The following is an 8849-nucleotide window of genomic DNA, read 5'->3' on the forward strand; positions in this document are numbered from 1 at the left end:
ACACATTTAGATGTTAGAAAAATTTGAACAATTAATGATTAGCGAACCTGTTCTAAGAGCGTTAAACGATATGGGCTTTGAAGAGCCTACGCCAATTCAACAGGAAGCTATTCCAGTAGCCATGAGCGGTAAAGACATGATCGGTCAAGCTCAAACAGGTACTGGTAAGACAGCAGCATTTGGCTTGCCTGTATTGGAACGCGTAGACGGGAATGAGCGTCACGTTCAAGTAGTTATTTTATCCCCTACACGAGAATTAGCTATCCAAGTAGCTGAAGAGCTTAACAAAATGGCTCAATACACGAATATCACAGCACTACCTATCTATGGTGGTCAAGATATTAATCGTCAGTTCCGTGCCTTGAAAAAAAATCCACAAATCATCGTTGCCACTCCAGGCCGATTGATGGACCATATGGATCGTGGTTCTATCCACTTTGACCATGTAAAAGTTGTGGTATTGGACGAAGCCGATGAAATGTTAAACATGGGCTTTGTTGATGATATCAATAAAATCTTGGGTGCTATCCCAGAAGACCATCAAACATTGTTGTTCTCTGCAACTATGCCTAAAGCTATCCAACAATTAGCTGAAACATATTTGACAGAGCCAACATTGATTCGTATGAAACCGACTCAAGTTACGATGGACTTAATTGAACAATATTATATCGAAGTGCAAGACCGTCAAAAATTCGATGTTCTTTGCCGCTTGTTCGATATCCAAACACCTGAACTTGCGATTATCTTCACACGTACAAAACGTCGTGTTGATGAAGTAACAGAAGGTCTTAAGAAACGTGGTTACATGGCGGAAGGTATTCATGGCGATTTGTCTCAACAAAAACGGGACAGCGTAATTCGTCAATTCCGCGAAGGTACCATCGATATTCTCGTGGCTACTGATGTGGCAGCTCGTGGTCTTGATATTTCTGGCGTATCTCACGTATATAACTACGATATGCCTCAAGATCCTGAAAGCTACACGCACCGCGTAGGTCGTACAGGCCGTGCCGGTAAAGCTGGTCAAGCTTTCACGTTCGTTATCCCTCGTGAAATGGAGCATTTACATGCTATTGAGCGTTTAACAAAACGTAAAATCGCACGCCGTCGTGCACCTTCCTTAGGTGAAGTTCTTGAAGGTCAACAACGTTTGGCAATTGAAAGTCTCGTTGAAATGACAGATAATTTAGAAGCATTAGCACCATTCAAATCTAGTGCAGAGGAATTGTTGAATGATACAGATTCCGTAACACTTTTGGCAGCAGCTCTTAAATTGTTAACAAAAGAACCAGATACAACTCCTGTAAATATTACAGAAGAAAAACCATTACGCGTACGCCGTCGCCGCGAAGGTGGCCGTAGTGACCGCCGCCGTCGTGATGGTGACCGTCGTAGAGATGGTGATCGCCGCCGTGACGGAGATCGTCGTCGCGATGACCGCCCTCGTCGCAGCCGCGATGACCGCAGAGGTGAACGTCGTGATGACCGCCGCAGAGATGATCGTAGATCTGATCGTCCACGTGGTGACAGAAAACCTCGTCATCAAGGTGAAGGTTTCAAACCTTACTTTAAAGACTAATAGAATGTGGATTGCTTTCGAGCAATCCACATTTTTTATTACTTAATAGTTAATACTATCTATCTTGATAAGTGTTGAGAATTCTGCTATAATAGATAATAATTATTTCTTGTGAATGGCCGATAATGGTCGATGCCTTATAGATTTCCAAGTGGAGAAAGGTAGAGTAGAGTATTATGGATATCGCACAAATTCTGCGTAGCCAAGGGTTCAAAGTAACCCCACAACGTATTGCGATTTATGATGCCTTGCGTGGTCATCATGATCATCCAACAGCAGAGATGTTGTATCATACGTTGCGCCCTGAACATCCAAGCATGAGCTTGGCAACCGTGTACAAGACAATGGAGATTTTTGAAAAAATCGGTCTTGTAAAAATTTTAGAAGTAGGTGATGAGCGCGCTCATTACGATTGGGACACACAAGCTCATTCCCATATCCGTTGCATTCGTTGCAACAAGGTAGAGGATATGATGGGCATTGATTTACAAGCTATCAAAACCATTGCTGATCAAGGTAGCGAGTATCAAATCACAGGTCAACATATTACCTTTGAAGGTGTATGCCCTGAGTGTGCTAAAAAAGAAAGCCATTAATACATAACCCCTGTCGCGAAGGGCTCCTTCACGGTAGGGGTTATATTAGTTATATATGTCTTATATTCATTAGGCTTTTGGAATAGATGTAAGCATAATAGAATAGTTATCAGAATTAAGTATGTTAGAATTATAGAATTATATAAATATAAAGGAGTAGTATGTTTGTCATAGGCAGTCATTTATCAATTAGCAAAGGTTATTTAAATATGGGGAAGGAAGCTACTAAAATTGGTGGCAATACCTTCCAATACTTTACCCGTAATCCTCGCGGTGGTGGTATGCGAGCTCTCGATATAGAGGATATGAATAGTCTTGGTGCATATATGAAAGAGCATAACTTTGGTACCTTGTTAGCTCATGCGCCATATACGTATAATCCATGTGCTGCAAAGGAAGACTTGCGCGCCTTTGCAAAACAATCCATGATGGAAGATTTAGAGCGCATGGAATATTTACCAGGTCAAATGTATAACTTTCATCCTGGCAGCCATGTAAAACAAGGTGTAGATCAAGGTATCGAATATATCGTAGAATGTTTGAACGAAATTTTGTTCCCTGGCATGAAAACGACCGTTCTATTGGAAGTCATGGCTGGGAAGGGCACAGAAATTGGTTCTCGCTTTGAAGAGATTGCACGCATTATCGACGGCGTTAAATTAAAAGAGTACATGGGCGTATGTGTAGATACGTGCCATATCCACGAAGGTGGTTACGATATTGTCAATAATCTAGATGGTGTTATTGACGAGTTTGATCGTATTGTAGGATTAGACCGTTTGAAAGCGATTCATTTGAACGACTCTAAAAATCCGATGGGCGCTCATAAAGATCGGCACGAAAAAATTGGGGAAGGTCATATCGGTATCGATGCTATAGCTCGCATTGTGACACATCCTAAATTGACGAATTTGCCGTTCTATTTGGAAACACCAAATGAATTAGATGGCTATGCGAAAGAGATTGCTATGTTGCGCTCTATTGTAGAGAATCAATAATTAAGCTGAATCGTAGTTTTAGTTATATAATAATTTATATAGCTACATTTCCATAAGATATAGGGAGAGCTGGAAAGGGGGATAAAATGCGTTTTTTACATACTGCCGATTGGCATTTAGGACGTATTTTTTATGGTCAGTACTTAACCGAAGACCAAGCTCATGTGTTGGAGAATCAGTTCTTTTCTATTTTGAAGGATGAAAAAATTGATGGCATATTGCTAGCAGGGGATATTTTTGATCGAGCAGTGCCACCCATTGAAGCCATTGAATTATGGGATTCAATTATTACTCGTCTTGCTATGGACTACAAGGTACCACTCTTTGTAGTTAGCGGTAATCACGATGGCGCAGAACGTCTTGAGGTGGGGCGTTCTATGTTAAGTTGTTCTGGTATCCATATTTGGGGCTCCCCTCATCACGCATTACAACCATTTGAGTTTGAAGGCGCTGATGGTAAGGTGGCTATTTGCCCTATGCCTTTCAGCGAGACTCGTCGCATAGGTGATGCATTAGGACTAGGCTCTGCTAATAATTCTTTACAAACTATTCAAAGTTTAGAGAATGCCATAGATGCAGACACTAAGACTAAAGCAAAATCTAAGCGTTCTAAATCTAAAAAAGCATCCGTAGATATTATTGAGGATTCTTTGTTTGCTAGTGTTGATATGGCAGATACAAATTTAGCTGATGTAGAAACAAATGACGTAGTAACACAAGATTTGGACCGAAATAATGAGACTACTCTAAATCTACATAATTACGACCAAATGTATCAAGCTTGGAGTAACCATTTACGAACTCAAGTGCCAAAGGGAATGCGTAGTATTGCCATTAGCCATGCCTTTGTAATGGGCGGAGAAATATGTGAATCTGAGCGTACCTTATCTATTGGTGGTAGTGAACAAGTAAGCCCACAAGTTTTTAAGGACTTTCACTATACAGCTCTTGGCCATTTGCACGGCCCGCAACGGATGGGGGCAGATTATATCCGCTATAGCGGATCACCTTTAAAGTATTCCTTTGATGAGCATACGCAGAAGAAGTCTTTCACCATTATTGACATGGATGCAAAGGGAAAGGTTGATATTAGTACCATTCCTGTAGAGGCGAAGCGCGATGTTGTGATATTGGAAGGCTATTTTGAAGACCTGCTAAACAATAAGAAATTACAGGCTAAGCATAAAGATGATTATGTGCAAGCCCGTTTGCTAGATACGATGCCTATTATGGATGGGATGGCTAAGTTGCGCCAAGTCTATCATCGCTGTATGACCATTGATCTAGCAGGTCGTGTGGCAGCGCCTGTGGCTGACATGGGGGATGCAGTCTTTAAAGAGTTAAACGAGCGTGAATTGTTTAACCAATTTGCCGAAACTGTATGGAAAGAACCATTAACAGAGCGAGAACAACAATACATCAACTCTGTATGGGACCGAATTTTAAAGGAGGACTAAATGAAGCCTATATCTTTAACTATAGAAGCCTTTGGTCCGTACCGCGATTCGGTTACCTTGGACTTTAATGAGCTTCAAGACCATTCTATGTTCCTCATCTCTGGTCCTACGGGGGCAGGTAAAACATCTATACTAGATGCCATGGTGTATGCCTTATATGGTGAGCCTAGTGGAGAGGTGCGTAAAACAGATGCCATTCGCAGTGACTTTGCAGAACCTGATCGTATGACGCGGGTAGATTTTTCTTTTGCTATCGGTGATGCTCAGTATCGTGTTGAACGATTGCCAAAGCAAATGGTTGCAAAGAAACGTGGTACAGGTATGCGTGAGCAGAATGCTAGTGCTACTGTTTACGAAATGAACGATGGGGAGTGGAAAGTTATCGCTACCTCTGCAGCGGCTATTCGCGATACAGTTCAACGAATCATAGGCTTTCGGAAGGATCAATTCTTACAGGTGGTTCTTTTACCGCAAGGGGAGTTCAGAAAATTATTAGTAGCATCTACTAGTGAACGGGAGGAGTTATTACATACACTCTTTAGAACTGAGTTATACCGAAGATTACAAGATGCTCTAAAAGCTGCTTATGATGACGCAAAAGCAGGCATTGAAGAAAATCTAACAAAACAGAATGCATTGCTGCAATCCATTCTACATGACGAAGATACACCAGTACTAACCATTGAACATGTACGAGATCTTTTGAAACATAGAGAGCCACACCGAGATGCTCTTGTTATTGAGCGTGATAAAGCTGTAATTGTAGTGGAGCAGTTCAATACGTTGCGAAATGAGTGGGCCTTATATAACCAAGCACAACAATCTCTTGCAGAGGCCACCTCTAAATTAGACCTCGTGAAAGCAAGAGAAGCGGAGCGTGCTAGCTTACGTGAAAAGGTACAGTTCCTTACCTCTTTAACGCCAAGTTTTGAGCTATATAAACAGGTTAGTGATAAACAGTCGGTGTTAAAAACCTTGGAAATGTCACTTTCAGAGGCTGAAAAAAATGTGGACAGTGCAACTCAATATGAGTCTAAATGTATAGAGGCGCATGCAGTATTAGAAGCTCAAGCTGAAACTATGCAAGCTAAGCGAACTACGCTTGCCCAAATGGAACAGCAATCAGAAAAGTTTAATGAGTTAGCAATGCTAAATAAGGAACTGAGTACATTAAAGAGTAAATCAGTAACACAGAACCGTGAGAAAAGCGAAGCTGCGTTACAGGCACAGCATAAGACAGTAGCTGATTTAGAGGCTAAGTTAGTTGCGGACAGGCAGCAGTTACAAGGTAATAGCAAAGCGTTAGACTCTATTTCTCGTATCCAAGAACAGTTAAGTCATTTGCAACGATATTCTGAATTGGTTGCTGAGAAACAGAAGGTTCAAAATGATATTGATGCTAAAGATAAGGCATTAGCTACGCTTGATGAATCCGTAAAGAATTCAAAGGTACAGCTTGAACGGTTAGAACATTTGATGGCAGAAGGGCATGCCTTTGAACTTGTTCATTTAGTGAAAGATAACGAACCTTGTCCAGTATGCGGCTCTACAGAGCATCCACAGTTGGCAGCTAAGCCTGACTTATATCCCACGAAAGAGGAGATAAAAGAGGCTCGTGCCGTGCGTGATCTTGAGTTACAAAAGCAAGCTAGTGAAATTGGTCAGAAAGAAACGTTAGCTCTTCGTCTACATGAGTTAGATCAGCAAATTAAAGACCAAGTTTCTCAGTTGAAGTCATCTATTGAGAGTTTTTCAGAAGAGGCTTTTGCTTCTATTCAACATGACTTGTTATCCAAAATGGAACAGCTTACAACCTTGCGTAGCGACACTGAACAACTGAGCAACACTATAGCTAATACTGAGGGGGACCTTAGTGCGGCTAAAGATACACTAGCGAAACTGGAGACGGCTCATAAGGAATTACTTGATAACTTGCACAATTTAGAGGTTCAGATTAGTACGGTACAGGCTAAAATTGATGCTCTTTCTGAAAGTTTGCCAACTACGGATGTAGCTGCATGGCATAAAGAGATAGAATCATTGGTATCTGAGCTTGCAGACTACGATGAACAGGTGAAAGTTTGTAAAGCAAATCTAGATTCTGCTAGAGAAGTGCTCAATGCTAAACGGGGACGTCTAGAAACCTTATTTGCCCAAGTGCAGGAAGACAAAAAAAATCTTGATGTACTCAATAAAGACTATGTAGAATCATTGCAATCGATTTCTTTATCTGAAGATGACTTTATAGATGCGTTGGATGATTATAAGGCTTTAGATACGTTTAGAACTGAACTACATGCATTGGACGAGGCTTTCAATAAAGCTCAAGCTGTATATGATGCGGCATTGAAGCATGCTCAATCTGTAGTGAAGCCAAGTGATACCGTTTCCAATGAAGTATATGATGCAGCAGTAGAACAGCGTGATGATTTAGTGGGTTCTCTTGCGGCTTGGGATAGAGAAACGAAACATATTGAAACGACACTAGTTTCTCTAGAAACACTTGAACAAGCTATGGGAGAAGCCCGTGAGGAAGTGACTTTCTTAAGTCGCCTAAATGACTTGGCAAATGGCGGTGAACAAGGGTTCAAAAATGTAACCTTTGAGCGCTATGTATTGGGAGCTATTTTAGATGAAGTCGTATATGCAGCTAATTTACGACTTCAAACGATGAGTCGTAATCGCTATTCCTTGGAACGTTCTGACTATACTGGTGGTGGACGGGGCAAACAAGGCCTCGATCTGGCAGTTATGGATGCTTTCACCGGTCAATCAAGACCTGCGAATACCTTGTCTGGTGGTGAAACATTCTTGGCCTCTATGGCACTTGCCTTAGGTCTTGCGGATGTTATCCAAAGTTATGCAGGTGGTATTCATATGGATACGATGTTTATCGACGAAGGCTTTGGTACACTTGATCCTGATACATTGGAACTCGCCATGGAAACACTGGTGAAATTACAATCATCAGGTCGTCTTATCGGCATGATTTCCCATGTACCTGAATTAAAGACTCGTATACCGGCCCACTTAGAGGTCACACGTGGTGACGATGGTAGTACGGCAAAATTTGTTATTAACTAGCTATAGAATTGTCAAATGTGATACTATTAAAAGAGGAGAATTCCTACAAAAACATACTGGAATTAATTAAGGAGGTCCTATGAAGTTTTCATTTGCTCATAATAATATAAATGTTAAGGATCTTGATAAGAGTTTAGCATTCTATAAAGAGGCCTTGTTACTTGAGGAATCTCGCCGTTTGGAAGATCCAAGTGGTGCTTTCACTCTTGTATATTTAAAAAGTCCATACACAGCGCATGAACTAGAACTTACATGGTTGCGCGACTGGGATCGCCCTTATAATTTAGGGGACAATGAATTCCATTTAGCGTTTTATGTAGATGACTACGAAGCAGCTCTTAAAAAGCATAAAGAGATGGGCGTTGTAGCTTATGAAAATGCTGACATGGGCATTTACTTTATTGCCGATCCAGACGGGTATTGGACAGAAATTATTCCAGCAGGTAAATACTAATGGAATATATGTTAACTCGTTTAGAGTGGCTAGTTGGTCCTGATAAAATCAAAACCTTAAAAGATACGTCTGTGGCTCTCTTTGGTGTTGGCGGCGTTGGTGGCGGTGCCCTTGAGGTATTAGTTCGAGCTGGTGTGGGACGCATCGTTCTTATCGATGGCGACTCTATTGCACCAAGTAACTTAAATCGCCAAATGATTACGACTCATGACACAATTGGAGAGCGTAAGGTAGAGGTAGCAAAGGCACGAGCACTTTCTATTAATCCAGATGTAGTGATAGAAACTCATGATATTATGTATACTGAGGAAAATTACCCTGGATTTATTCAAAGCTTGAACGTTGATTATGTAATCGATGCCATCGATATGGTAACGGCAAAACTTAATATTATTGAGGTGTGTCAACGGGAAAGCATCCCTGTTATTTCTTGTATGGGCGGCGGCAATCGCTTTTACCCTGAAAAACTTATGATTGCTGATATCAATAAGTCTCATACATGTCCTTTGGCGCGCGTTATGCGTCGGGAGCTCAAAAAACGGGGCATAAAAAAGCAATTAGTTTTATTTTCTACAGAAAAACCGACAAAACCACAATTCCGAGGCGAAGCAACAAGCCCTGGTACATGTAGTTTTGTGCCACCAGTGGCAGGTTTTATATTAGCAGCACATGTGTTGC

Annotated in this window: 7 protein-coding genes; all 7 read left to right on the forward strand. The window is 41.2% G+C overall.

The window, feature by feature from the left end:
* The first annotated feature begins 10 nt into the window (after nt 1–10).
* Complete coding sequence (locus tag QZ055_RS06335; RefSeq protein WP_295825369.1) at nt 11–1582, forward strand: DEAD/DEAH box helicase; 1572 nt, start codon at nt 11–13, stop codon at nt 1580–1582.
* Nucleotides 1583–1758: 176 nt separating this feature from the next.
* Nucleotides 1759–2178: a Fur family transcriptional regulator gene (locus QZ055_RS06340; protein WP_005385669.1), complete on the forward strand. Its 420-nt coding sequence runs from the start codon at nt 1759–1761 to the stop codon at nt 2176–2178.
* Between the two features lie 161 nt (nt 2179–2339).
* Complete coding sequence (locus QZ055_RS06345; protein WP_295825371.1) at nt 2340–3176, forward strand: deoxyribonuclease IV; 837 nt, start codon at nt 2340–2342, stop codon at nt 3174–3176.
* An 86-nt stretch (nt 3177–3262) separates the two neighbouring features.
* A complete protein-coding gene (locus tag QZ055_RS06350; RefSeq protein ID WP_295825373.1) occupies nt 3263–4633 on the forward strand; it encodes an exonuclease SbcCD subunit D in 1371 nt (456 codons plus the stop codon).
* Nucleotides 4634–7717, forward strand: a complete 3084-nt coding sequence (locus QZ055_RS06355) for an SMC family ATPase (protein ID WP_295825375.1) — start codon at nt 4634–4636, stop codon at nt 7715–7717.
* A gap of 79 nt (nt 7718–7796) precedes the next feature.
* The gene (locus QZ055_RS06360) at nt 7797–8171 is read left to right on the forward strand and encodes a VOC family protein (RefSeq protein ID WP_004695332.1); all 375 of its coding nucleotides are present in this window, start codon (nt 7797–7799) and stop codon (nt 8169–8171) included.
* A partial coding sequence (locus tag QZ055_RS06365) for a tRNA threonylcarbamoyladenosine dehydratase (protein ID WP_295825377.1) occupies nt 8171–8849 on the forward strand: 679 nt, incomplete at its 3' end. The genes QZ055_RS06360 and QZ055_RS06365, both read left to right, overlap by 1 nt.

The organism is uncultured Veillonella sp. (genome assembly GCF_905209685.1).
Taxonomy (GTDB): Bacteria; Bacillota; Negativicutes; order Veillonellales; family Veillonellaceae; genus Veillonella.

What these genes read in the sequence shown, in the direction of transcription:
- QZ055_RS06360 (WP_004695332.1), top strand. Translation starts at nt 7,797, where the DNA reads ATGAAGTTTTCATTTGCTCATAATAATATAAATGTTAAGGATCTTGAT.
- QZ055_RS06340 (WP_005385669.1), top strand. Translation starts at nt 1,759, where the DNA reads ATGGATATCGCACAAATTCTGCGTAGCCAAGGGTTCAAAGTAACCCCA.
- QZ055_RS06350 (WP_295825373.1), top strand. Translation starts at nt 3,263, where the DNA reads ATGCGTTTTTTACATACTGCCGATTGGCATTTAGGACGTATTTTTTAT.
- QZ055_RS06345 (WP_295825371.1), top strand. Translation starts at nt 2,340, where the DNA reads ATGTTTGTCATAGGCAGTCATTTATCAATTAGCAAAGGTTATTTAAAT.
- QZ055_RS06355 (WP_295825375.1), top strand. Translation starts at nt 4,634, where the DNA reads ATGAAGCCTATATCTTTAACTATAGAAGCCTTTGGTCCGTACCGCGAT.
- QZ055_RS06335 (WP_295825369.1), top strand. Translation starts at nt 11, where the DNA reads ATGTTAGAAAAATTTGAACAATTAATGATTAGCGAACCTGTTCTAAGA.